This window comes from Paraburkholderia youngii (assembly GCF_013366925.1).
Classification (GTDB): Bacteria; Pseudomonadota; Gammaproteobacteria; order Burkholderiales; family Burkholderiaceae; genus Paraburkholderia; species Paraburkholderia youngii.
The window spans coordinates 2,364,113-2,388,346 of sequence record NZ_JAALDK010000001.1; the positions used below are offsets into that span (position 1 = coordinate 2,364,113).

Genomic DNA, 24,234 nt, shown 5'->3' on the forward strand with positions numbered 1-24,234 from the left:
GAATCAGCGTCGCTCTTGCGGCGACCTTGCTGGATGAAATGAACGCTGCGCGCGCGGCATGCGGCGCCGCCGCGCAGCGTCTGGGTCATGAGGCCACTGCGTCGGATCCGCGCTTCAGATCCAGTGCGACATCGACGATCATGTCTTCCTGGCCGCCGACCATGCGGCGCTTGCCCAGCTCGACCAGAATGTCGACGGTCTTCAGACCGTACTTCTTCGCGGCCACTTCCGAATGACGCAGGAAGCTCGAATACACGCCCGCATAGCCGAGCGCGAGCGTTTCGCGGTCCACGCGCACCGGCCGGTCCTGCAGCGGACGCACGATGTCGTCGGCGGCGTCCATCAGCGTGTAGAGGTCGGTGCCGTGATTCCAGCCCATGCGCTCCGCTGCCGCGATGAACACTTCGAGCGGCGCATTGCCCGCGCCCGCGCCCATGCCCGCGAGCGATGCATCGATGCGGTCGCAGCCTTCTTCGACCGCGACGATCGAATTCGCCACGCCGAGCGACAGGTTGTGGTGCGCGTGCATGCCCGTCTGCGTTTCGGGTTTCAGCACGGCCTTCACCGCGCGGAAGCGGTCGCGCACATCGTTCATCGTCAGTGCGCCGCCCGAATCGACTACGTAGATGCAGGTCGCGCCATAGCTCTCCATCTTCTTCGCTTCGATGGCGAGGTTCTCCGGCGTGGTCATGTGGCTCATCATCAGGAAGCCGACGGTGTCCATGCCCAGTTCGCGCGCGTATTCGATGTGCTGCTTCGAAATGTCCGCTTCCGTGCAGTGCGTCGCCACGCGCACCACGCGCGCGCCCGCGTTGTACGCAGCCTTCAGGTCGTGAATCGTGCCGATGCCGGGCAGCAGCAGCGTCGCGATCTGCGCGTGCTCGACGACATCCGCGACTGCTTCGATCCATTCGAGGTCGCTATGCGCGCCGAAGCCGTAGTTGAAGCTCGAACCTTGCAGGCCGTCGCCGTGCGCGACTTCGATGCTGTCCACCTTCGCGCGGTCCAACGCGCGTGCGATGTCCTGCACGTTCTGGATCGAGTACTGGTGACGAATCGCGTGGCTGCCGTCGCGCAGCGTCACGTCGGAGATATACAGTTTCTTGTCCATGCGGGAAGTCTCCTTAAGCCTCTGATGCCTGCACGAGCGCCTGCGCCATACGCTCGGCGGTCGCGAGCGCGGCCGAAGTCATGATGTCGAGATTGCCGGCATAGGCGGGAAGGTAGTGCGCGGCGCCTTCGACCTCGATGAAGACCGACGTCTTCAGGCCGCTGAAGCGGCCGAGGCCCGGAATGTTGAGTGGCGCGTTAGCGGGAATTTCGTCGAACTGCACCTTCTGCTTCAGACGATAGCCGGGCACGTACGCCTGAACCGCGGCGGCCATCTGCTCGATCGAAGCCTCGACCTTCGCGCGATCGGCCATCTCCGACAGCGTATAGACGGTATCGCGCATCATCACCGGCGGCTCGGCCGGATTGAGCACGATGATCGCCTTGCCCTTCACCGCGCCGCCGACCGCTTCGATCGCCTTCGACGTGGTCTCGGTGAATTCATCGATATTCGCGCGCGTGCCGGGACCGGCCGACTTGCTGCTGATCGATGCGACGATCTCCGCGTAATGCACCTTCGCCACGCGCGACACGGCCGCGACCATCGGAATGGTCGCTTGTCCGCCGCAGGTCACCATGTTCACGTTGGGCGCGCCGATATGCGCGTCGAGATTGACGACCGGCACGCAGTACGGCCCGATCGCGGCCGGCGTCAGATCGATCACGCGAATCGAAGGCTTCAGCTTTCGCAACAGCGCATCGTTCTTCACGTGCGCGCCGGCCGAGGTCGCGTCGAAAACGAAGTCGATGTCATTGAACACGGGCAGACGCGTCAGACCTTCGACGCCTTCATGCGTGGTCGCGACGCCAAGCCGCGCGGCGCGCGCGAGACCGTCCGAGTTCGGATCGATGCCGACCATTGCCGCGACTTCGAGATGCTTGCCGTGACGCAGGATCTTGATCATCAGATCGGTGCCGATATTGCCCGAGCCGATGATCGCGGCCTTGAGTTTTTCGCTTGCCATATGAGTTCCCAATCGATTGCTTGCGAGTGCTTGCTTTATGCGGAGAAAGTCGCGCGGACGCTGCCGAGACCGTCGATCTGCGCGCTGAAGGTGCCCGGCTGCCTGACCGCGACCATCGGGCCCAATGCGCCCGTCATCAGCACGTCGCCGGCACGCAGCGGCGTGCCGAGCCGGACCATCCGATCCGCGAGCCAGGCAGCGGCATTCAGCGGATTGCCGAGACACGCAGCGCCATTGCCGCGCGACAGGACTTCGGCATCGTTCGACAGCGTCATCGCGCAGGCCGCGAGATCGACATCGCGCAGCAGCACCGGGCGGCTGCCGAGCACGAAGCGCGCGCTCGACGCGTTGTCCGCGACCGTATCGACGAAGCGGATGTTCCAGCCCTCGATGCGGCTGTCCACCACTTCGATCGCCGCGACCGCATACGCGGTTGCGCGCATCAGATCGGCATACGTGTGGCGCTCGTGCAGCAGATCGTGTTCGAGCACGAGCGCGATCTCCGCCTCGACCTTCGGCTGGATCAGCTCGCCGAGCGGAATCGGCTGGCTGTCGCCATACGCCATCGATGCGAACAGCGCGCCGAAGTCAGGTTGATCGACACCGAGTTGGCGCTGCACGGCCGCCGACGTGAGTCCGATCTTGCGGCCGACGATGCGTTCGCCCGCCGCGACGCGCGCGGCCACGTTGGCCTGCTGCACCGCGTACGCGAGCTGCTCGGCGTCGGCGAGGTTCGGCAGTTCGGTGAAACGCGCGTCGTCGCGCAGCGGCGCGATGGTCACGCGCGTACGTTCCGATTCGCGCAGGCGCAGGGCCAACGCGTCGATGTTGCTTTGAGTGTTCATAGGGGATTCCAGATTCGGTTAAACGTGGGCAGTCACGGGCCGCGCGTGCATCGCGCCGAAGCCCGCGATCCATTCGGGGATCGGACGGTAGTAATCGAGCGACGCGCGATACGGGCCGCTCGCGTTCAGCGCGCCGAACGCGGCGATCCACGTGCGGATTTCGTGCGCGGACTTGCCGCCATCGCGCGTGATTGCGTTGTTGGTCAGGCCGTCGAGCGCGGTGAGCTCGCCGTCTTCGAGCAGCTTCAGGAACGCGCGATCCCATTCGGGATTGAGCGGATGCAGATGGCTGTCGCCCGCGGTGAACGCGCGCGCAGCCGCAATCGTGCGTGCCTGCCGCGCCGCGCGCGACTCGGCCGACGGATTGCGGCCCGCGATCAGACGCTCGGCGACTTCCTCGCTCGCGCCCGCGAGTTCCGGCACCGGCGGCTCATGCGAGATGCCGCCCGAGCCGATCACGAGCACGCGCTGATTCGAGCGTGCGAGCGCGCGGCCCAACGCATCGCCGAGCAGACGCGCGCGGCGGCATGAAGCCATCGGCGCGGCCACCGAATTGATGAACACCGGCACGACCGGATATCGATCGAGTCCGCCGGTCAGAATCTCCAGCGCTTGCGCGCAACCGTGATCGACCTGCATGCGGTAGGAGACCGCGACGTCGACGTCGCTCGCGAGCACCGCTTCGGCCAGTTCGAGCGCCGTATCGGCGGGCACGTTCAGCGGACCGGCGAGGCTTTTGAAGTCGCCGATCGCGCTCGCCGATGCGCCGATGCAGAACGGCGGCATCACGTCATAGAAGAAACCGTTGTAATGATCGGGCGCGAACACGACGACCAGTTGGGGATCGAACTCGACGACGCGCGCACGCGCCGCCGCATGCACACGCTCGACTTCGGCGACGACTTCGGGCGCGGGATCGTAATAGCCGTGCAACGGCGTGTGCGATAGGCATTCGAGCAGCATCGGCATATCAGGCTCCGGCGCTTGCAGCGGTTGCGAGAGTGGCAACGGCGTCGCGCGCGAACGCCGCTTCGTTGCCGGCATTCGCCACATCCGCACGCGTTGCCGCGTCGAGTTGCAGCTTCCGCGCGAGTTCGACGACCAGTTGCGACACTTGCTGCGGCGAGCCCATGCCCGCGACGAAACGATCCGGACGCAACAGCACGACCGACTCCGGCACTCGCGTGAACCAGTCCTTCAGCCGCGTATTCACATCGCCGATAGCGATCACGCCGTCTGGCACGTCGTCATGAAAAGACAGTTGCGTGTCCGGCTTGGCGACCACGAAGCAGCCGCCGAGCCGCTGCCAGATCGCGCGCGCTTCCTCCGACAAACCGAAGGTCGGTTCCGCGCCCCAGCCGACGATCGCGAAGCGGTTGCCGAGCACATCGTCGAGTCGCACGATCTCGCCGCTCGCCGTACGCACGCGCGGCTGAATGAACATGCGGCCGACCGGCGAATGACAATGCGGGTCGCGTCCATACACGAGACGGCCGAGGCGCGACTCGCGCTTCTCGCTCATCAGACCGAGCAGGCGGCCTGGCGCCGAATGGCCCGAGCGTTCGAGCACGCGCGCGAGCCAGCCGCGCTTGCGCGGCGTGTGCGCGAGCAACACGACGCCGCTTTCATAGCGCGGCATCGGCTTGAAACGCATTTCGACGAAGTAGCGCTTGACCGCCGGAAACCAGTTGAACGTACGCACGAACGCGTCGCGGAACTTGATGCCGAAGCGGCTCGTCGGCGCGAAAATGTCGCCCGCCACTTCGGAGAGGTGGATCATCGAGCGCGCATGCGAACGGCGCTCGGCGGTATAGGTATCGAGCAGCGCATCGCCGGCGACTCCCTTGACCACCATCGCGAGTTTCCAGCCGAGGTTGCTAGCGTCGCGAATGCCGCTGTTGTAGCCCTGGCCCTGCCATACCGGCATGATGTGCGCGGCGTCGCCGGCGAGCAGCACGCGGTTCACGCGAAAGCTGCTCGCAAGGCGCGCGTTGTGCGTATAGACGCGCTTGCGGATGTAGTCGACCTTGTCCGGCTCGGCGACGACCTTGCGGATCAGCGCGGCCATGTTCTCCGGCTTCGACAGCTCTTCCTCGGTCTCACCGGGCATCACCATGAATTCGAAGCGACGAATGCCGTGCGGCAGCGCGGCCGACACATACGGGCGTCGTGGATCGCAGTGCATGTACACGTGCGGCGAGCCGATCGGGTCGTTGCGCACATCGACGACGATCCACTGATTCGGTTTCGTGCGGCCCTCGAACGGCACGTCGAGCGTGCGGCGCACGAAGCTGTTGCCGCCGTCCGCGCCGACCATGTACGACGCGCGGATCGTGCGGCGGCCGCTCTGCGCGTGTTCCGCTTCGATCGTCACGCCGCTGCCGTCCTGCGTGAACGAGTTGACGGTGTGGCCGAACAGCACCTCGACGTGCGGGAAGCGTTGCAGGCCGTCGTACAGCACGCGATCGGCCAGCGGCTGAATGAACGCGTTGCGGCGCGACCAGCCGAATTCGTCGGTGCGCGGTTCGATCGATGCGAAGCAGTGACCGTTGCGGGTGACGAAGCGCATCCAGTGATCGGGAGTCGTGTGCGGCAGCAACGCATCGGCGAGGCCGACGGACTGGAACACGCGCAGTGCTTCGTCATCGAGGCCAATCGCGCGCGGATAGTCAATGATCTTCTCGAGCTTTTCGATCAGCACGACGCGTACGCCCTGCAGGCCGAGATAGTTGGCGATCATCAAACCGACCGGGCCGGCGCCGATGATCGCGACGTCGGTGGTGACGGTTCCGCTGTGGCCTTGCGCGGCCACCGGGTCGAGCGGTTGGGGCATGTTGTCTCCGTATATCGACCGGATTGACCGGGTCGAGCTATTCACGGAGCGCGGCGGCGGGAACCAGCGCTAGCCACGGCGAAAATCGCCTGCGGGCAACTGCTCGCGTCTCCATGAAATCGTTGATTTGTTGGCAGTCTAGGACCGGCCACCTGCCCGCTCAACAAAATCTGGAAAATGTGCATAGAATGCACATAGCTGATTTAATTGAGGTTTTTAAGTGACCAAATACACGAATGTGCGAGGTCTGTCGCGCGGCTTGCAGGTGCTGCAAGCACTCAACTCGATGGACAGCGGCCGCGCGACGAGCCAGCAGATCAGCGAGCTGACCGGCCTGCATCGCACCACCGCGCGGCGGCTTCTGGAGACGTTGATGGAAGAAGGATTCGTGCGGCGCAGCGCGTCGGACGACAGCTTCCGGCTCACGCTGAAAGTGCGCGCGCTGAGCGAAGGCTTCACGGATGACGAACGCATCGCGACCATCGCGCCGCCGGTCATGGGGCGTCTGCTGCAACGTGTTGCGTGGCCGTCCGATCTGACCACGCCCGACGGCGACGCGATGATCATCCGCGAGACCACGCACCGCTTCAGTACGCTGTCGTTTCATCGCGCGATGGTCGGCCGCCGTTTGCCGATGCTGCTGACCGCGGCGGGCCGCGCGTACTTCGCGATGTGCCCCGATGAAGAGCGCGAGGACATTCTCGATCTGCTGCGCGCGGGCGCGGGCGGCGAGGAGCAGAAGGCGCTCGCGTCGAACGACGCGTTGATCCACAGTCTCGTGAGACGCGTGCGCGCGGATGGGTTCGGTTCGAATCACGGCGACTGGGCGGACCAGGGGAAGATCGGCGCGGTCGCCGTCGCGATCGTGTTCGAGGAACGAGTGCTCGCGAGCTTGAACGTGGTGTTTCTGTCGCGCGCGGTGTCGCTTGCGGAAGCGAAGCGGCGCTATGTGCCCGAGTTGCAGACGGCTGCGCGTGAGATGGTCGAGGAACTCGCGGCGCAGAGCAGCGCTAACAGCGGAGCGGGTAAAACGCGTACGGGGCGCGAGCGCAACTCGTGAGGCCGCTTTCGAAACCTTATTAAAATCGTCCGCCTGGCACCTCGGAACCGCGTGCAAACGCGCTCCTATCGTGCGGTCATCTCAGGCAGACGCAAATGCCTCGTGCGGTTCTTCTTCGCGCAAGATATAGCCGAGTCCGCGCAAGGTCATGATCTTCGCGGTCGATGCCGCGAGATGCTTGCGCAGCCGGTGAATATAGATATCGATCGCGTCGGCGCTCGGCTCCTCGTCGAGCGTGAAGATCTTGTCCATCAGCGTGGCTTTGGAGACGGTCTTGCCCTGCTTCAGTATCAGCGCTTCGAGGATCGCGTGTTCGCGGCGGCGCAACGGCAGGCGTTCGTCCCGCAGCACGAATTCGCGGGAATCGAACAGATAACGCAGATTGCCGCATTCGGTCGACTGCCCTCTGTCTCCCGCGGCCTGACGGCGAATCAGCGCCTTGATGCGCGCCACCAGTTCGCGCGCATCGAAGGGCTTGACCACATAGTCGTCCGCACCGGCCGAAAAGCAGGCCACCTTGTCGTCGGTCGAGCCATTCGCGGTCAGCATCAGCACCGGCACGTTGTCGCGCTTGCGGCGCAACCTCGCGAGCACCTCCTTGCCGCTCATGCCGGGCAGGCGCAGATCGAGCAGCACCGCGTCATAGCATTGCAGACCGAGCAGCGTCTCCGCGCATTCGCCGTTTTGCGCCCAGTCGATCGCGAATTGCTCGACTTGCATCAGGTTCATCACCCAGCGCGCAAGGTCCGCGTCGTCTTCCACGAGCAGCAGTTTCATCGTTGTCCTCTCATTGGTGAGTCGCGCGACGTCAAGTTGCGCCGAGCCATAAGCGCATCTCGACCGTCGCAACGAGGCCCGCGCCGCCTGCGTTCGATTCGAGCGTCACGCTGCCGCCCTGGCGATGCGCAATCTCGCGCACGATCGGCAAGCCGAGACCAGTCCCTTCCGCGTGACTCGACGCGCGATAGAAGCGCTCGAACACTCGCTCGCGCGCATCGGCCTTGATGCCGGGCCCGTTGTCGATTACACGCACGATCGCCATGCCCTCGCGCCGCTGCGTCTGCACCGTGACACGCCCGCCCGCCTGCGTATAGCGCAGCGCGTTGTCGACCAGATTGGTCACGAGGGCCGCGGTCAATGCTTCGTCACCGGTCACGTACAGGCCGTCTTCCAGCTCCGCGCCCAGATCGATCTCTCGCGACTGCGCAAACGCGATCAACTCCTCGAGCACGCCCGCGATCAACGCGCTCAGATCGATCCGCTCCGGCACGTTCAGCGGCGCGGCCGAGTCGGCCTGCGCCAGCAGCAACAGCTTGTTGGTCAACGTGGTCAGCTTGCGGCTGCTCTTGTGCATGCCCGCGAGCGCTTCGTCGAGCGGGGCGTCGCGGCTATCGCGTTGCCGCGCAAACTGGATCTGCGCGGCCAGCAGCGCGAGCGGCGTGCGCAACTGATGCGCTGCATCGGAGATGAATTGACGCTGCGTCGCGGCCTGCTGGCCCATTCGCGCGATGCACTGGTTGATCGCCTCGACGATCGGCCTTAGCTCGACGTGCAGACGCGCGACGCGAATCGGTTCGAGTTGCGACGCATTGCGATCGGCAACGTCGTCCTTCACCTTCATCAGCGGCAGCAGTTCGAAGGTCAGGCCGAGGTAGACGAACACCATCGCCAGCACCAGCGTCAGAACTTCGCCGGACAATTGCGGCCGCAGCAGACGCCACACCATCGCGTCGCGCGAGCCCTCCGTCTTCGCGACCGCGACGATCACTTCCTCGGTGTGTCCCGAGTCGTAAAGCTGCCGCGCGTAGGCGACCGCGCGCGCCGCGCGGCCGTCGGCGAAATGGGTGGAATAAAGCGTTGGCTTGTCGCTCACATGCGGCGGCAGCGGCAACTCGGGGATGCCCGCGAGCAAACGATGGCCGCCCGCCTCGACGCGATAGAAAACCGTGTCCTGTTCCGGCGATTCGAAGAGTTCCAGCGCGGCCGGCGGAATCTGGATCGACACCGAACCGTTGTCCCAGTCGATATCCTCGCCGATGATCCGCATCGACGACAGCAGCGCATTGTCCTGCACCAGGTCCGCGGTGTTCTGCGCGAACCGGTATGAAATGACGACTGAAATGGAGACGAATGCCGCCAGCGGCAACAGCAGCCACCACAACAAGCGTCCGCGCAAACTGCCTGAAAACACGATGTGCCGATCCTCTTGTGCTCGATGCGACCCACGCGGTCAGCCCGCTTTCAAGGCTTCACGTCAGAGACGAACTGGTTGGTGAAGGTGCGCGACAGATCGATATACCGCCCCTTCACCGCCGGATTGAAACTCGACAGTACCTTCAGCACCGTCTGCGGACCGTCGGCGGGCATCTTGCCGTCGACGGTGTACATCGGCAGCGAAGCCTGCAACGCGCTGACATACAGTGCCTTGTCGTTGCCGATGTCTTCTTTTGGCATCCGCGCGGCGATCTGTTCCGCGCTGTGGGTATGCATATAGCGCAGTGTCCTGACGAATGCGCGCGCGAGTTTCGCGGCTTCGTCGTGATGCGCGTCGAGCCACGTGCTTTGCACGTAGAGGCTCGACGCCGGATACATGCCGCCGAGCGCGGCGCGCGTGCCGTCGACGTTGCGCATATCGACGAGTACTTTGGCGTCGCCTGCTTTCAAAAGTTGAGTGACGGTCGGCTCGGTCGTCATACCCGCGTGAATGCGTCCTTCCCGCATCGCCGCGATGAAACTGCTGTCCGCGCCGACCGGCAGCAGCGTGTATTGCGTGGACGGCACGCCCGCGCGCTGTGCGAGGTATTGCGTCAGAAAACTCGTCGAGGAACCGAGCCCGGTCACGCCCAGCGTCTTGCCGCGCACGTCGGCCATGCTGCGGATCGAAGCGGCCGACTTCGCCGCGACCAGTTGCACTTCGCCCGGCACCTGGCTGAACACGACGATCGTCTTCACTTCCTTGCCGCGTGTCTGCAGATCGATCGTGTGATCGTAAAAGCCGACCACGCCCTGCACCGCGCCGGCGAGCATCTCATTCTCGCCCTCTATTCCAGTCGGCTGCGACAGCAGTTCGACGTCGAGCCCTTCCCCCTTGAAATAGCCGAGCTGTTCGGCAAGACGCGCCGGCAGATAGATGAGCTTGTTGGTGCCGCCCACCATGATCGCGAGTTTCTCCGGCTCGGCCGCTTGCGCAGGTGTCGCCACCGTCGCGAGCGCGCACAATGCGAGCGACGCCGCCACGGCGGCATAGGCCGCGCGCGAAAAACGCGTCGGGGAAAGCTTCATTTGCGGGTGTCTCCGTTATCTTGCTCTGGGCGCCGCGCGGGTCGCGTGCCCGTGATTCTGAAGGGGCGAACCCTTCCCTATGCTTTCAGCGCTGCATTTGTTGCGCGAACTTCGGGTTTGTCCCGATCACTGCGGCATCGCGCGCGGAAACGTCACCGCGATATCCACGCCCTTGCCGCCCTCGCCCGCCTTCAGCACGATCTCGCCGTGATGCGCGTCCGCGATTTCGCGCACGATCGCCAGACCGAGGCCCGTGCCTTCCGTATCCGTCGACGCGCGAAAGAACGGCTCGAACACACGGCTGCGCGCCTCGGCCGGAATGCCGGGGCCGTTGTCGGTTACGCTGACCGTCACCGTATTGGCCTCGGTATCCGCGCTCACGGCGACCGTCACGTGGCCACCGCTGCCCGTATAGCGAATCGCGTTCTCGGCGAGATTCGCGATCAGCGCCTGCAACATGCCGCGATGTCCGAGCACCGGCGCCGCGCCATGCAATTCCGCGCCCAGATCGATTTCACGCGCCTGCGCGAGCAGCCCGAGATCTTCGACGACTTCCATTGCGAGGGGTACCAGATCGACGCGTTCCATCGCGAGTTGCGAGTTGTCGGCGGCCTCGGCCTGCGCGAGCAGCAGCAGCTTGTTGGTGAGACCGACCATCGAACGATTGCTTCGATGCATCGCGGCAAGCGCTTCGTCGAGCGCGGGATTCAGGCCTTCCTGCTGCCGCGCGAACTGCAGTTGCGTGCCGAGCAGCGTGAGCGGCGTGCGCAACTGATGCGCGGCATCCGCGATGAAGCGCCGCTGCGCCGCCACCTGCACGCCGAGCCGCGCGATGCACTGATTGATCGCATCGACGATAGGCCGCAGTTCCGAGTGCAGACGCTCGACGCGGATCGGTTCGAGCTGCATCGGATCGCGGTCGGCTACCTCGTCTTTCACCTTCATCAACGGGCGCAACTCGAACGTGAGCCCGATGCAAACGAGTGCGACTGCCAGCGCGATCATTTCGAGCTGGCGCACGAGTTGCGGCCGCCACAGTTGTTGAGTCATCGCGTCGCGCGAGCGCACGGTCTTGCCGACCGTCACGCGCACGGGGCGCGTCGCGCCGTTGTCGTACATGAACCGCACGATGTCGACCGCGCGCACCTGCTGGCCGTGCAACTCGGTGTAGTACGAGTCCGGCACGTCGGGCGCGCGCAGCGGACGCGGCGGGAAATCAGGTGTACCCGCGAGCAGCCGCCCATCGTCGACACGCACGCTGTAGAACACCTGGTCGCGATATGGCGACGCGAAAATCTCGAGGGCGGCGGGCGGCACATCGACACGCAGAAAACCGTCGCTCCATTCGACCTCGCCCGCGATCATCCGCGCCGACGCGACCAGCTGGTTGTCCTGCACCAGATTCGCGGTGTGCCGCGCGTTGTCGTACTCGGTCTTGCCGGTCACGAACACATAGAGCGCGAGCGGCACGAGCAGCCACCACAGCAGACGGATGCGCAGGCTATTGGACATCGTTACTGGTCGTCTTCCCGCTTGCGCAGCAGATAGCCGAGCCCGCGCAGCGTGACGATCGCGGCCGAGCTGCCATCGAGCTTCTTGCGCAAACGCGAAATGTAGATCTCGACCGCGTCTTCGCTCGGCTCGTCCGCGAGCGTGAAGATCGCATCGACCAGCGCGGGCTTCGTCACCGTCTTGCCGAGGCGCAGGATCAGCGCTTCGAGCACAGAACGCTCGCGCGGCGTCACGTTCAGCGGCGCGCCTTTCAGCGTGAACTGGCGTGTGTCGATGTCGAACGACAGGTCGCCGCACACCACCTCGCTCGCTTTGGACGGCGACTGCCGCCGGATCGCCACCTTGATGCGCGCGATCAGCTCACGCACTTCGAACGGCTTCACCAGGTAGTCGTCGGCGCCGGCGCCGAGCAGTTCCACCTTCTCGTCGATCGAGCCGCTCGCGGTCAGGATCAGCACCGGCGTCGCGTCGCCGCGCTGACGCAGCCGGCGCAGCACGTTCTTGCCCGACAGCTTCGGCAGGTTCAGGTCGAGCAGGATCACGTCGTAGTGATTGGTGCGCAGCAGGCGGTCGGCTTCGTCGCCGTCCTGCACGGCGTCGAGCGCGAAGGCTTCCTGCTCCAGCATCTTCGCGAGCCAGTGCGCAAGCGTGGGGTTGTCTTCGATCAGCAGCAGCTTCATGGCGGGAACGGCAAAAGTCAGGTCGTCGATTGTGCCTTAAAACAAGGGCTCTGCGCGCGTGCAGTGTGGTTTACAGCATACGTCCTGTGGCTGCCGCGAGCGCAGCGGCGATTCCCGCGAAATTTCGGCGCGTCGTCGGCGCATCGTCGGCGCATCGTCGGGTTAACACCCATGTTTTGCGCCAAACCCCGAAAGCTGGCAGAAGGTTTCGCGTTTCTATAATCGCTGCCATTCACCCAGAAAGCGCCGCGCCTCGATCGCGGCGACCCACCTAAGGAGACTGCTTCATGCGTACCTTGCGCCAGATTGCCGTTGTGTCAGGAGTTGCTTTCGCCCTTGCCGCCGCTTCGGCCGCCGCTCACGCCGAGAAGATCACGATCATGGTCGGCGGCGCCACCAAGATCATCTATCTGCCGGCCAAGCTCACCGAGCAGCTCGGCTACTTCAAGGACGAAGGCCTCGACGTCGAAATCCTGTCGCAGCCGGCCGGTGTCGATGCGGAGAACGAACTGCTCGCGGGCGCGGTGCAAGGGGTGGTCGGCTTCTACGATCACACGATCGACCTGCAGAGCAAGGGCAAGGAAGTGCAGGCGCTCGTCGTCTTCGGCCAGGTGCCGGGCGAAGTCGAAATGGTCTCGACGAAGGCGGCCGATTCGCTGAAGAGCATGGCCGACGTCAAAGGCAAGACGCTCGGCGTGACCGGCCTCGGTTCGTCGACGAGCTTCCTCACGCAGTACCTCGCGCAGCGCGCCGGTGTGGCGTCGACGCAATACACGATGTTGCCGGTCGGCGCGGACAACAGCTTCATCGCCGCCATCAAGCAAAGCCGCATCGACGCCGGCATGACCACGGAGCCGACCGTCTCGCAACTGCTGAAGACCGGCGACGCGAAGGTGCTGGTCGATATGCGCACCGTGGAAGGCACGCGCGCCGCGCTCGGCGGCACCTACCCCGCGTCGAGCTTCTACGTGCAGCGCGCGTGGGCCGAATCGCACAAGGACGACGCGGCGAAGCTGTCGCACGCGTTCGCGAAGACGCTGAACTTCATCGCGACGCATAGCGCCGAGGACATCGCCGCGCAGATGCCGAAGGACTACTACGGCAACAACAAGGACCTGTACGTGGGCGCACTGAAGGCGTCGCTGCCGATGTTCACGAAGGACGGCAAGATGCCCGCCGACGGCCCGGACACGGTGCTGAAGGTGCTGTCCGCATTCAATCCGTCGGTGAAGGGCAAGCATATCGACCTCGCCAAGACCTACACCAACGACTTCCTGTCGGCGCCGGTCAAGACCGCGTCGAAGTAACGCTTCTTTCATATTCACAGAACTGCGAGGCACCCGCCGATGAATCAACCTATGTCACGCGAGACGCCAGCGATCGAAATGCGCAACGTGTCGTGCCGTTTCATTTCCCCGGACGGCAAGGCCACGATCGCGCTGCGCGACTTCAGCATGTCGGTGGCACGCGGCGAATTCGTCGCGGTGGTCGGCCCGACCGGCTGCGGCAAGTCCACCACGCTCAGCATGATCACCGGCTTGCTGAAGCCGACCACCGGCGAAGTGCGCGTGATGGGCGCGCCGGTGGACGGCATCGATCCGCGCATCGGCTTCGTGTTCCAGGCCGATGCGGTGTTTCCGTGGCGCTCGGTGCTCGACAATGTCGCGGCGGGTCCGCTCTATCGCGGCCGTTCGAAATCGGCCGCCTACGACGAAGCGAACGAATGGCTGCGCCGCGTGGGCCTCGACAAGTTCGGCAAGCACTATCCGCATCAACTGTCCGGCGGCATGCGCAAGCGCGTCGCGCTTGCGCAGACCTTCATCAACAAGCCGGAAATCCTGCTGATGGACGAGCCGTTCTCGGCGCTCGACATGCAGACGCGCACGTTGATGCAGGACGAGCTGCTGCAATTGTGGGGCGGCGTCGGCTCGGTCGTGTTCGTCACCCACGACCTCGAGGAAGCGATTGCGCTCGCCGACCGCGTGTTCGTGCTGACCGCGCGCCCCGCCACGCTGAAGAAAGTCTACGAAATCGATCTGCCGCGACCGCGTGTCACGTCGGAGATCCGCTACGACTCACGTTTCATCGAAATTTCGCGCGATATCTGGCATGACCTGCGCGAAGAAGTGCAGATCGGTTAATCAAGGAACGGCAAACATGTCTACACCCTCTCAACAGATGATGCCCTCGGGCATCGACGCCGCGTCGCTCGCTCACGTCGAGCGTATCGCGCAGAAGAAGATCCGCCAGCGCCAGGTTCTGGTGATTTCGCTGCGCATTCTGGTGCTCGTGGTCGTGCTCGGCGGCTGGGAACTGTCCGCGCGCCTGAAGTGGATCGACCCGTTCTTCTTCTCGATGCCGAGCGCGATCTTCGAACAGATCGTCGACTGGTTCGTGAACGGCACGTCGCAAGGTCCGCTGCTCACGCAGGTGTGGGTCACGCTCGAAGAGACAGGCCTCGGCTTCATCATCGGTTCCGTCGCGGGCATCGTCTGCGGCATCGTGCTCGGCCGCAACAAGCTGCTCTCCGACGTGTTCAGCCTCTACATCAAGATCGCCAACTCGATTCCGCGCGTCGTGCTCGGCTCGGTGTTCGTGATCGCGCTCGGGCTCGGCATGGCATCGAAAGTCGCGCTCGCGGTCGTGATGGTGTTCTTCGTGGTGTTCGCCAACGCGTTCCAGGGCGTGCGCGAAGCGGACCGCTACATGATCGCGAATGCGCAGATCCTCGGCGCGTCGCGCCGCCAGGTGACGACCTCGGTCGTGATTCCGTCGGCGCTGAGCTGGATTCTCGCGAGCCTGCACGTGAGCTTCGGCTTCGCGCTGGTCGGCGCGGTGGTCGGCGAATTTCTCGGCTCGAAGCAGGGTATCGGTTTGCTGATCTCCACCGCGCAGGGCGCGTTCAATGCGAGCGGCGTGTTCGCGGCGATGATCGTGCTGGCGGTGGTCGCGCTTGCCGCCGACTACCTGTTGACCGCGGTGGAGCATCGATTGTTGAAGTGGCGGCCGAGTTCGGTTTAAGCCGCCGCAGCGCAAGTCCTCAAACAGTAGTTCGCTTCACCGATGCCGCTCAGTCTTCTGGACTGAGCGGCATTTTTATTTGCCAACCCGCATCCTGTCTCCCGCCGGCAAACTGTTTTTCCCGAGACGTTGGCCAGCCTGCAACACTTCTTTCTTTCAATCCCCTCACCGCAAGCCAACAGCGGCCCGCTAGCCCATTCCCTGCGGCATGGCACGTTCGATGCGTCCTCACCGCGCAAGTCGGGCGGTCGCCAACATCGGTCGCCGATCGAAGCGAGGTGGGTCATGTCGAGTGCACAGGGTCAACGTCGGTCGATGAACGGGTTCAGCGGTGCGGTCATACGCGCCAACGCCGTGAATCGCCGCCATCGTCATCATTCCAGCGGATTCGTGCTGTTCGGCTTGCATACCGCCAGTGTGATCGGCCGCGGGCCGAAGCGGCTCTGGCCATATGTGTTGCCGTGGCTGGTCATCTTGCTGACGATCGGTTCGATCTGCCTCGTCGCGCGCGGCGTGCTCACGCGTCAATTGCTGGTGCCGCCGGTGGAGACGCCGCAAGCGTTGACCGAGCGCGGCTACACGTCGAACTTTGTCGCCGAGCGGATCATGTCGGCGATGAAGGAGATCGGGCGAGACGCCGAATCGATTCCGCACGACACGATGACCAGCAACGACGCGCAGCAGGACATCCAGATCCCGGGTCAGGAGATGTCGTATGCGACGACGGTGCGCTTCATCAAAGGCCTGCTCCAGCGCGAAGATGTCGCCGTGCACGTCGGCATCACGAAGACGAACAACAGCGCGGATTCGTATGTCGCGCATGTGCAGATAGAACACGGCCCGTTCAACGGCCGCGAAAGCACGGTGCCGTTCGAAGGGCGCGACCTCGAAAAGTTCGTGCACGACATCGCCACCACGGCGATGCGCCTCGCCGAACCCAACATCCTCGCCAGTCATCTGTTCACCCAGGTGCAGAAGACCAAATGTTCGCTCGCGCAATGCGACTATCGCGAGATCGTCGGAATCTACGACGAAGTCCTCGCGCTGCCCTCGTCCGAACAGGCCCAATGGGCGGTCGCGGGCAAGGCGTGGTTGCTCGACAGTCAGCAGCGCTCGAAAGAAGCCGAGCAGCAGATCCGCGAAGCATTGATCCAGTACAAGGACTCGGCCGTGCTGCGCGCGAGTCTGGGCATCGCGCTCGAACAGCAGAACCGCATCGACGATGCGCTCGAGGAACTGCGGACCGGCGCGAACGAAACGTCGCGCACCGCTGAAAACCTGCGGCTGCTCGGCGATGTGCTGTTGCATACGAACCGGCACAACCGCGAAGCGCTCGACGCATTCAGACGGGCCGCCGAGATGAACCCGGAATCCGTCGACACGCTGCACGACTGGGCCGAGGCGCTCGTCAAGACCGGCCACTACGACGAAGCAATCGAAAAGCTCTCGCGCGCCGTCGCGTTGCGGCCCGATCTCGCGCCGTCCTATGCGGAATGGGGCCGCGCGCTGGAACACAAAGGCGCTCTGCGCGAGGCCGCGCGCAAGTACGCACAGGCATTGCAGGTCGACGCCGCCACGCTGTCGGCGCGCGAACGCGAGCTGGCGCTCTCGACGGACGCATCGCCCGACGAGGCCGACACCCAGACATCGAGGCCTGACCCGCGCGTCAAGCCCGTTTCGAATCCGATGACGTCGTATCCGCTGCGGGCCTCGCTCGACACGTTACGCGACGCCGTAGGACAGGCGATGCGAGCGGCCTGAGCCGCGCGCATCGCCATTTGAGTTGGCAACACAGCCGAACAGGAGACAGTTCGATGGACAGTTTCGAAGATGCATTCAAAGCCTTGATCGGAAACGAAGGCGGGTACAGCTTCAATCCGGCCGATCCGGGCGGCGAAACGATGTGGGGTGTGACGGCGCGCGTCGCGCGCAGCGAGGGCTACAACGGCGCGATGAAAGACCTGCCGCTCGAAACCGCCCATCAGATCGCCAAGCGCAGGTACTGGGACCCGTTGCATCTCGACGAACTCGATCCGCGCGTGGCCTTTCAGATTTTCGATGCGAACTACAACGGCGGCCTCGTCGTGCTGTGGATACAGAAAGCGTCCGGCGCGAAGGAAGACGGCAAGTTCGGCCCTGACACGCTCGATGCGGTCAAGAACGCCGACCCGATGAAGTTCGTGATGCGCTTCGCCGCGTATCGTCTGCGGTACCTGCGCAATCTGCATTCGTGGCCGAGTTTCAGCCGCGGCTGGACCGAACGGATGGCAGCCAATCTTCTCCTGGGAGCAGCATGATGGACTGGTCTAAAGTAGCGACGAACATCAGCAGCACCGCCCCGCTTCTCGCCGGGCTCGTGGGTGGTCCGGTCGGCCTCGGCGTGACCGCCGCCGCCGCGATCATCTCGCACGCGCTCGGCACGCCGAGCGACCCCGCCTTCGTGGAACCCGCGTTGAACGACCCCGGCGCACTCGAAAAACTTCGCCAGGCCGAGAGCGCTAACTCGCTGCAACTGCAGCAGTTGATGGTGACGGCCGCGCAGTCGAGCCTCGCGCACGACGCCGACATGGCCCGCATCGCCACGAGCGATACCGCGAATGCACGCGCGATGGGTGTCGCCAATCGCGACTGGGTTCCGAAGGTGCTCGCGATGGCCGTCACCACCGGCTTCTTCGGCATTCTGCTGCTGATGGCGTTTCAGCCTCTGCCGGGCACCAACAAGGATCTCGTCAACGTGATCGTCGGCGCGTTGGGAACCGCGTGGATCAGCATCATCGGCTATTACTTCGGCACGTCGGTCGGCTCGATGCGCAAGACCGAGCTGCTCGCGAAGCCGAGTGTACCGATCACGGCCGATAGCGCGTTGACGTTGCGCGAACCGGCGTCGCAGCCGGGAGCGCATGCACCGGCGGCGGTCGCGCCGTCCGGCGACCCCTTCCCGTCGTTCGCGCCGGGCGGGCAAGGCCCGATCTTCTCTGGCGGCAGTTGAATCCATGCCAGGCTGAGCGAATCATGCACGCGACGAGATACGCCGAGCGTCGCGTGCAGGTCCGTTTCAAAGCAGAGCTCTTTCGCCAGCACGCGTTTTGCGCTAAGTTGGCAAGCGCTAAGTCCATCCCGTCCCGAGTGGAGCGATCAAGATGAGTGAGGTCAAGCCGAACGCGCAGAACGATCCGATCGAACACGTCGTGCTGCTGCTGATGGAGAATCACTCGTTCGACCAGATGCTCGGCTGCCTCGACGCCGTGCACGACAAACTGGACGGGGTGCGCAACGCGGCCGGCAAATCGAACGCCGACGGTCAAGGCAATACCTTCTATCCGCGTGCGACGCGCGAGCGGCAGATGAAGCACGATCCGAATCACGAGCACAAGGCCGTGATGGATCAGATCGCCGCCGACAACAGCGGCTTCGTGCGTTCGTTCGTCAACGACTACCCGGAGAGCAGCCTCGTCGCGCGGCAAGACGTGATGGGCTATTACCCGCTCGGCTTTCTGCCCGCGCTGCACACGCTCGGTTCGCAATTCACCGTGTGTGACCGGTGGTTCTCTTCATTGCCGGGGCCGACGTGGCCGAATCGCTTTTTCGCACTGACGGGTACGTCGAAAGGCGAGATCGACATGCCTTCGGGGCTCGACGGACTCAATCCACGCTGGTACACCGAGCAGGATCAGGACACGATTTTCGATCGCTTGAACGCCGCGCGCAAAACATGGAGCGTCTATTTCTATGACTTCCCCGCGTCACTGCTGCTGAAGAACCAGCGACGCGCGGAAAACCTCGCGAATTACCGCTCTTTCGACAAGTTCTTCGAGGACGCAGCGGGACCCGCCAGCCAATTCCCGCAATTCGTGCTGATCGAGCCGAAGTACTTCGGCGAAGCGCAGAACGACGATCATCCGCCGCACAACATCATGAAGGCGGAGAAGCTGATCGCGGACACCTACAATGCGCTGCGCTCGAATCAGGCGCTGTGGGAGCGCACCTTATTGGTGGTCCTCTACGATGAACACGGCGGCTTCTACGACCACGTATCGCCGCCGGCCGACGCAGTCGCACCCGACGGCCACACCACGAGCTTCGATTTCAAACGACTCGGCGTACGCGTTCCCGCGATCCTCGTGTCACCGTGGTGCGAAGCCGGCGTATGCAACGAACGATTCGATCATTGCAGCCTGTTGAAATACCTGTGCGACAAGTGGCAAATGCCACCGCTCGGCGAGCGCACCGCGGCATCGGCGAACCTCGGCGTGGCGATTCGCCGTGACGGCGGCGCGCGCGCCGATACGCCGGCGTTTATTCGCGTGCCCAATCAATCGCTGATTGCCGAGCACGTCGAGCTGGAGCGCAAATCGTCGAATGGCAATCAGCAAGGCCTGCATCACTTCGCCGACTTTCTGCACGCGGAACTGGACCGGCTCGCCGCCGAGGCGGTCGAGGGGGCCGCACAACTGGCGCGCACCGGCAATGCGTGGGTGCGCTTCAAGAGCGCATTGGGCTCGCTGATGACGAGTCTCGGCCAGTGGCTCAGCAAGGACTTCTACGACGCACGCGACCAGCGTGATGCGCGCACGAGTCAGGCGTTCACACGCTTGCGGCAATCGGTGCGTGCCGCGACGCCGGGCATCGCGCGAAACGACGCGCCGGCACCGGCAACGGCAATGGCAACACCCTCGGCCGTCAGTCCGGTCTCGGAGAAGTAGCACTCCGCATTGCCGGCCGCGCAAAGAACGTCTACGCGTTAACCCTGAAAGTTCCGCGCTTTTATATCAAGATTCGCAACAAACATTAGCCGCATCACGACCTACTCTGCCAAGTTCACCAAATTACAATGCAATCACTAACTACGAACAAGCACGTTCGCAGCAAGACAAAAATCCTGAACTGGAGGTAAGTATCATGAAATCGCTGATTCAAGCTGTTGTCATCGCCGTCGCTGTCGCCGCTCCGGCCGCTGCTTTCGCACAAGCCAACCAGCCCGTGACCCGCGCTCAAGTGCGCGCCGATCTGGTGCAACTGGAAAAGGCCGGCTATCAACCTGGTCACGCCGACCCGCACTACCCGGCTGACATCCAGGCTGCGCAAGCCCGCGTCGACGCGCAAAACGGCGGCGGCCAAGCCGCTACCGGCTTCGGTGGTGTGGTGAGCGGTACGGCCCAAACGAGCCGTGCGGCTCCGATGAGTGGCCCGAAGTCGGTCTACTTCGGTCAGTAAGCGATGGCGCGTCCTTGCGACGCGCACCCCGAATCAAATGAACTGGCCCGCTGCTCGGGTATCTCCGAGCGCGGGCCAGTTCATATGTGTTACCTCCGTCATCGGGTTCCCGATGACTTCGCCCGGGCCTTCACGGTCTGGGCGCTTTTTCGCGGCGCTATGCGTGCGCCGTGACGAATCCTCAACTGCCGGCGCTCACTCGCGCGCGATCAGATCCCCGACCTGGCCACGCCCGGTCACGAGGCAACTCGACAGGAAGCTCTCGCTCTGCGCGCTCGCGCCAGCGTCACCAAAGCCCTTTTTCAACGCGTCCGATTTAACGAGCGCCGCGCCCTGGTGACACGTAATCGTGCCGACCTCGCCCGCCTGCGCACGCATCAACGCCCGATCCGCCATCAAATAGCCAAGCAAAAGCACCAACGCAATATTGAACGCTTGTCGCATGGGTTCGTCTCCTTTTCGAAAAGACTAACGCGAAGCGCGAATGCAGTGGCCTAGGGCTTTCCCGATTGTTGACGTTTCAATGATCCAGAATAAATCGTTTGCGCCTACAGCCGAGCCTCGATCCGCGCGATGCGGCTATTGATCGCATTGCGCACCAAAGCATTCGACGGCACCAGCAGCAGCGACGACGCGATGATCCGATAGACGTCACCGCGCGTCACCTTCGACACTTTCGCCGGATCGAGCCACGCGTCGTTATCCGCGAGCAGCAGCAAAGTGTCGAGGCCGATCAGGATCGGCCACAGGCAGGCGAGCCGCAAGCGCACCGCGCTCGCCGGAATCGCAAGCGTATAGTCGAGCGCCGCGCGGAAATGATCGAGCGTCTTGCGCAGTAGTTCGACGAGCAGCGGCCGCGCGTGCATCGAATTGGCCGGTTGCAGCAGATCGCGCGCGCTTAGAGCGTGGCGCTCGAGCATGCTCTGCGGCAGATAGCAGCGGCCGATGCGCAAGTCCTTTCCGCAATCGCGCAGCACGTTGGTCATCTGCAATGCCTTGCCGAAACGCACGCCGCGCTGCTTCATCGTGTCGGGCTGCTGCTTCAGCGTGCCCGGCATGTGCGCATAAGTCATCGTGGTCCAGAACTCGCCGACGCAGCCCGCGACCAGATACGTATAGCGATCGAGTTCGCCGTATTCGCGCAGCGCCGCGATCTGGCCGGAGCGTTCGTCGGGAAACGTGCGCAAATCGAATTCCATGCCTTCGGTCAGCGTCGTGACGATCGCGCGCACCGCGTGGCGGTCGGACTCGCTCAGTTGCGCCAGCACGTCGAGCGCGGGGTTCAACGATTCGAGCAGCAGCTTTTCATCCGACTGCGTCTGCTGACCCGCGACTTCGGCGGCGATGCGCTGGAACGGCGCACTAGCGACGGCCACGCCATTGACCTGATCGCGCAACGCAAGCAGCAATTCGAGGCGTTGGCCCGGCGCGATCAGCGAGGTGTCGGCAATGGTATCGGCGGCGCGCGCGAGCAAATATGCAAGGCCGATCGGATCGCGCATGCCGATGGGCAGCACGCGCAGCGTCAGATAGAAGGAGCGTGAAACGCCTTTCAGGAGCGGACCGAGAAGAAAGGCCCGGGTCGGATTCGGCATGAGTTGGACTGGTTGGCAAATAGGCGGGTGAAAGCCCGCGGGGATCAGGCGCTGCCGAATTGTATACGCGCTCTCCGTCATGTCGCCTGCAACGGGCTCCCGCGCCGTGCGACATCGCTAATCGCGAGCGGGAACGGGGATTGCTGCCACGACGGGGTTAACCAGGGGACGGTCACGACCAGGCCGTCGCTTGCACTTTGAAAGACACATCGACAATGACTACCGAAGCATCGAACCCCTCTCGTCTTTCTGACGCGGCTCGGCCTGACGCGGCGCGACGCAATATCGAAACCGGCGTGCCTGGTTTCGACGAAATCCTCGGTGGCGGTCTGGTGAGCGGCGGCGTCTATCTGCTGGAGGGCATGGCCGGCGCCGGCAAGACGATCCTGTCCAGCCAGATCGGCTTTCACCGGGTCCGGCAAGGCGAGAAAGTGCTGTATATGACGCTGATCGCCGAATCGCACGACAAGCTGCTCGGTCACCTGAAAGGCCTGAGCTTCTTCGACGAAACCGCGGTCGCGCAGCAGATGCTGTTCGTGTCCGGCTATCACGAGCTGATGCAGGACGGCCTCGACGGTTTCCTCAAGCTGATCGCGTCGAGCATCTACGACTACCGGCCGAGCCTGATGATCGTCGACGGCTTTCGCAGCGCGCGCGAATTCAGCGAAACCGAGCTGTCGCTGTCGAAGTTCATCCACGAGCTGAACGCGCTGGTCGCCGCGATGGACTGCACGACGCTGCTGCTCGCGCCGCTGTCGGGCAACGAGCCGCATCCCGAGCACACGCTGGTGGATGGTCTGATCGAGCTGAACCGCTATCACGACGGCATGCGCCGCGCGCGCGAGATCGAAGTGCACAAGATGCGTGCGCGCGATCATCGGATGGGCAAGCACTTCTTCCGCATCGCCGGCAGCGGGCTGCTGATGTTCCCGCGACTCGAAGCGCAGTGCGCGCCGCAACCGGGCCCCGTCGATCTGAAAGCACGGCTCGGCTTCGGCTTGCCGCATCTGGACAATCTGCTCGGCGGCGGCTTCGCGCAAGGCTCGACGACCACGCTGATCGGCCCGTCGGGCGTCGGCAAGACGCTGCTGTGCCTGCAGTTCCTCGCGGCCGGCCTCGCACGCAGCGAACGCTGCGTGTATCTCGGCTTCTACGAGGGGCCGCAGCGCCTGATCGGCAAAGCCGAAGCGGTGTCGATTCCGCTTGCCGATGCGTGGCGGGACGGCCGTCTGATCGTGCTTTGGCAGCCGGCGATCGAACTCGCCATCGACGAAATCGCGGCGAACGCGCTCGCCACCGTCAAGCAGACCGGCGCGACGCGCATCGTGATCGACGGCGTCGAGGGCTTTCGCGATTCGGCGTTGCGCACCGAGCGCTTCGGCCTGTTCCTCAATGCACTGCTGCATCAGTTGCGCGAAGCGGCCGTCACGACGCTCGTCACCGAAGAGCTGCCGCTGTACAGCGAGCCGGGCCACGCAAAGGCCGTGCGCGTGTCGGCGCTGACCGAGAACCTCGTGCTGCTGCGCTACGCCGAGACCGAAGGAGGACTGCGGCGCATGATTTCGGTGGTCAAGCAACGCGAAAGCGCGCACGACACGTCACTGCGCGAACTGTCGATTTCGTCGCAAGGACTCGACGTGATCGAGGGCTCGCCCGGCGCCGCCGGCATCCAACCGACGCCGGGCCTGTCGGCCACGCTGCAATCGCGGCGAAAAACCTAGCCGCCATGAAAACCATTCTGGTGGTGGACGACGAGTTCGACATCCTCACGGTGTGGCGGCTGCTGCTGGAACGACACGGCTATGCGGTGCGGACCGCGTCGAACGGCGCCGTCGCGCTCGAACTGGTCCGCTCGAGCCGGCCCGGCATCATCGTGTCGGATTGCATGATGCCGGTCATGTCGGGCCTCCAGCTGTGCGCGGCGCTGTACGAGGACCCCGAGCTGCGCGATATTCCGATCATCCTGTGCAGTGCCGCATCGGACATTCCGGTGCAGCCCAATCCGCACATCGCGTACGCGCGCAAGCCGCTGTCGTTCGACCAGTTGCTGGCGATGCTGGTGCGCATGGGCGGTTGACGCTGGGCTCCCTCCCTGCCTTCTCTGCCTCTTTTCCCGC

Annotated in this window: 23 protein-coding genes; 11 read left to right on the forward strand and 12 right to left on the reverse strand. The window is 64.1% G+C overall.

Annotated elements, in window-relative coordinates; translation table 11 throughout:
* Nucleotides 1-85: 85 nt before the first annotated feature.
* From dmpG to G5S42_RS11010, 5 genes are read right to left on the reverse strand one after another with little or no spacing between them, the layout of a single operon-like run.
* The gene (gene dmpG, locus G5S42_RS10990) at nucleotides 86-1,111 is read right to left on the reverse strand and encodes a 4-hydroxy-2-oxovalerate aldolase (RefSeq protein ID WP_176106773.1); all 1,026 of its coding nucleotides are present in this window, start codon (nucleotides 1,109-1,111) and stop codon (nucleotides 86-88) included.
* Between the two features lie 13 nt (nucleotides 1,112-1,124).
* Nucleotides 1,125-2,075 carry an acetaldehyde dehydrogenase (acetylating) gene (locus tag G5S42_RS10995; protein WP_176106774.1) on the reverse strand — a complete coding sequence of 317 codons (951 nt, stop codon included), beginning with the start codon at nucleotides 2,073-2,075 and terminating at the stop codon, nucleotides 1,125-1,127.
* 35 nt (nucleotides 2,076-2,110) lie between these two features.
* On the reverse strand, nucleotides 2,111-2,920 hold the full coding sequence (locus G5S42_RS11000; protein WP_176106775.1) for a 2-keto-4-pentenoate hydratase: 810 nt from the start codon (nucleotides 2,918-2,920) through the stop codon (nucleotides 2,111-2,113).
* Between the two features lie 18 nt (nucleotides 2,921-2,938).
* Complete coding sequence (locus G5S42_RS11005) at nucleotides 2,939-3,889, reverse strand: 3-carboxyethylcatechol 2,3-dioxygenase (RefSeq protein ID WP_176106776.1); 951 nt, start codon at nucleotides 3,887-3,889, stop codon at nucleotides 2,939-2,941.
* 1 nt (nucleotide 3,890) lies between these two features.
* Entirely contained in the window at nucleotides 3,891-5,753 is a 1,863-nt protein-coding gene (locus G5S42_RS11010; protein ID WP_176106777.1) for a bifunctional 3-(3-hydroxy-phenyl)propionate/3-hydroxycinnamic acid hydroxylase, read from the reverse strand.
* A gap of 220 nt (nucleotides 5,754-5,973) precedes the next feature.
* On the opposite strand from G5S42_RS11010, the gene G5S42_RS11015 reads away from it, so the two are divergent.
* Complete coding sequence (locus tag G5S42_RS11015) at nucleotides 5,974-6,813, forward strand: DNA-binding transcriptional regulator (RefSeq protein WP_176106778.1); 840 nt, start codon at nucleotides 5,974-5,976, stop codon at nucleotides 6,811-6,813.
* Between the two features lie 81 nt (nucleotides 6,814-6,894).
* On the opposite strand, the gene G5S42_RS11020 is transcribed toward G5S42_RS11015, so the two are convergent.
* The 5 genes from G5S42_RS11020 to G5S42_RS11040 all read right to left on the reverse strand — a co-directional run bounded on the left by G5S42_RS11020 (nucleotide 6,895) and on the right by G5S42_RS11040 (nucleotide 12,287).
* Nucleotides 6,895-7,590: a response regulator transcription factor gene (locus G5S42_RS11020; protein ID WP_176106779.1), complete on the reverse strand. Its 696-nt coding sequence runs from the start codon at nucleotides 7,588-7,590 to the stop codon at nucleotides 6,895-6,897.
* Nucleotides 7,591-7,621: 31 nt separating this feature from the next.
* Nucleotides 7,622-9,004: a sensor histidine kinase gene (locus G5S42_RS11025; protein ID WP_176106780.1), complete on the reverse strand. Its 1,383-nt coding sequence runs from the start codon at nucleotides 9,002-9,004 to the stop codon at nucleotides 7,622-7,624.
* A 50-nt stretch (nucleotides 9,005-9,054) separates the two neighbouring features.
* Complete coding sequence (locus G5S42_RS11030) at nucleotides 9,055-10,095, reverse strand: ABC transporter substrate-binding protein (protein WP_176106781.1); 1,041 nt, start codon at nucleotides 10,093-10,095, stop codon at nucleotides 9,055-9,057.
* A gap of 126 nt (nucleotides 10,096-10,221) precedes the next feature.
* Nucleotides 10,222-11,607, reverse strand: coding sequence for a sensor histidine kinase (locus G5S42_RS11035; protein ID WP_176106782.1), 1,386 nt, complete (start codon nucleotides 11,605-11,607; stop codon nucleotides 10,222-10,224).
* A 2-nt stretch (nucleotides 11,608-11,609) separates the two neighbouring features.
* Entirely contained in the window at nucleotides 11,610-12,287 is a 678-nt protein-coding gene (locus tag G5S42_RS11040) for a response regulator (RefSeq protein ID WP_013092490.1), read from the reverse strand.
* Between the two features lie 287 nt (nucleotides 12,288-12,574).
* On the opposite strand from G5S42_RS11040, the gene G5S42_RS11045 reads away from it, so the two are divergent.
* From G5S42_RS11045 to G5S42_RS11080, 8 genes are all read left to right on the forward strand, one after another.
* Nucleotides 12,575-13,594 (forward strand): ABC transporter substrate-binding protein, encoded by a 1,020-nt coding sequence (locus G5S42_RS11045; RefSeq protein ID WP_176106783.1) that lies wholly within the window; start codon nucleotides 12,575-12,577, stop codon nucleotides 13,592-13,594.
* A gap of 39 nt (nucleotides 13,595-13,633) precedes the next feature.
* The gene (locus G5S42_RS11050; protein WP_026228638.1) at nucleotides 13,634-14,428 is read left to right on the forward strand and encodes an ABC transporter ATP-binding protein; all 795 of its coding nucleotides are present in this window, start codon (nucleotides 13,634-13,636) and stop codon (nucleotides 14,426-14,428) included.
* Between the two features lie 16 nt (nucleotides 14,429-14,444).
* Complete coding sequence (locus tag G5S42_RS11055; RefSeq protein ID WP_176106784.1) at nucleotides 14,445-15,308, forward strand: ABC transporter permease; 864 nt, start codon at nucleotides 14,445-14,447, stop codon at nucleotides 15,306-15,308.
* Nucleotides 15,309-15,593: 285 nt separating this feature from the next.
* Entirely contained in the window at nucleotides 15,594-17,069 is a 1,476-nt protein-coding gene (locus G5S42_RS11060; protein ID WP_176106785.1) for a tetratricopeptide repeat protein, read from the forward strand.
* A gap of 53 nt (nucleotides 17,070-17,122) precedes the next feature.
* Nucleotides 17,123-17,605, forward strand: a complete 483-nt coding sequence (locus G5S42_RS11065) for a glycoside hydrolase family 108 protein (protein WP_176106786.1) — start codon at nucleotides 17,123-17,125, stop codon at nucleotides 17,603-17,605.
* Nucleotides 17,605-18,297: a hypothetical protein gene (locus G5S42_RS11070; protein ID WP_176106787.1), complete on the forward strand. Its 693-nt coding sequence runs from the start codon at nucleotides 17,605-17,607 to the stop codon at nucleotides 18,295-18,297. The genes G5S42_RS11065 and G5S42_RS11070 overlap by 1 nt, the downstream gene beginning before the upstream one ends.
* A gap of 151 nt (nucleotides 18,298-18,448) precedes the next feature.
* Nucleotides 18,449-20,011: an alkaline phosphatase family protein gene (locus G5S42_RS11075; protein ID WP_176106788.1), complete on the forward strand. Its 1,563-nt coding sequence runs from the start codon at nucleotides 18,449-18,451 to the stop codon at nucleotides 20,009-20,011.
* 196 nt (nucleotides 20,012-20,207) lie between these two features.
* Nucleotides 20,208-20,522 (forward strand): DUF4148 domain-containing protein, encoded by a 315-nt coding sequence (locus tag G5S42_RS11080; protein ID WP_176106789.1) that lies wholly within the window; start codon nucleotides 20,208-20,210, stop codon nucleotides 20,520-20,522.
* A gap of 195 nt (nucleotides 20,523-20,717) precedes the next feature.
* Here the strand turns inward: G5S42_RS11080 and G5S42_RS11085 are convergent, their stop codons facing one another.
* Together G5S42_RS11085 and G5S42_RS11090 are read right to left on the reverse strand one after the other, a co-directional pair.
* Nucleotides 20,718-20,966, reverse strand: a complete 249-nt coding sequence (locus G5S42_RS11085) for a hypothetical protein (protein ID WP_176106790.1) — start codon at nucleotides 20,964-20,966, stop codon at nucleotides 20,718-20,720.
* Nucleotides 20,967-21,070: 104 nt separating this feature from the next.
* The gene (locus G5S42_RS11090; RefSeq protein WP_176106791.1) at nucleotides 21,071-22,117 is read right to left on the reverse strand and encodes a phytoene/squalene synthase family protein; all 1,047 of its coding nucleotides are present in this window, start codon (nucleotides 22,115-22,117) and stop codon (nucleotides 21,071-21,073) included.
* A 215-nt stretch (nucleotides 22,118-22,332) separates the two neighbouring features.
* Between G5S42_RS11090 and G5S42_RS11095 the strand changes: the two genes are divergently transcribed.
* Together G5S42_RS11095 and G5S42_RS11100 are read left to right on the forward strand one after the other, a co-directional pair.
* Nucleotides 22,333-23,838: an ATPase domain-containing protein gene (locus tag G5S42_RS11095; protein WP_176106792.1), complete on the forward strand. Its 1,506-nt coding sequence runs from the start codon at nucleotides 22,333-22,335 to the stop codon at nucleotides 23,836-23,838.
* A gap of 5 nt (nucleotides 23,839-23,843) precedes the next feature.
* Nucleotides 23,844-24,194: a response regulator gene (locus G5S42_RS11100; protein ID WP_176106793.1), complete on the forward strand. Its 351-nt coding sequence runs from the start codon at nucleotides 23,844-23,846 to the stop codon at nucleotides 24,192-24,194.
* Nucleotides 24,195-24,234 lie beyond the last annotated feature (40 nt).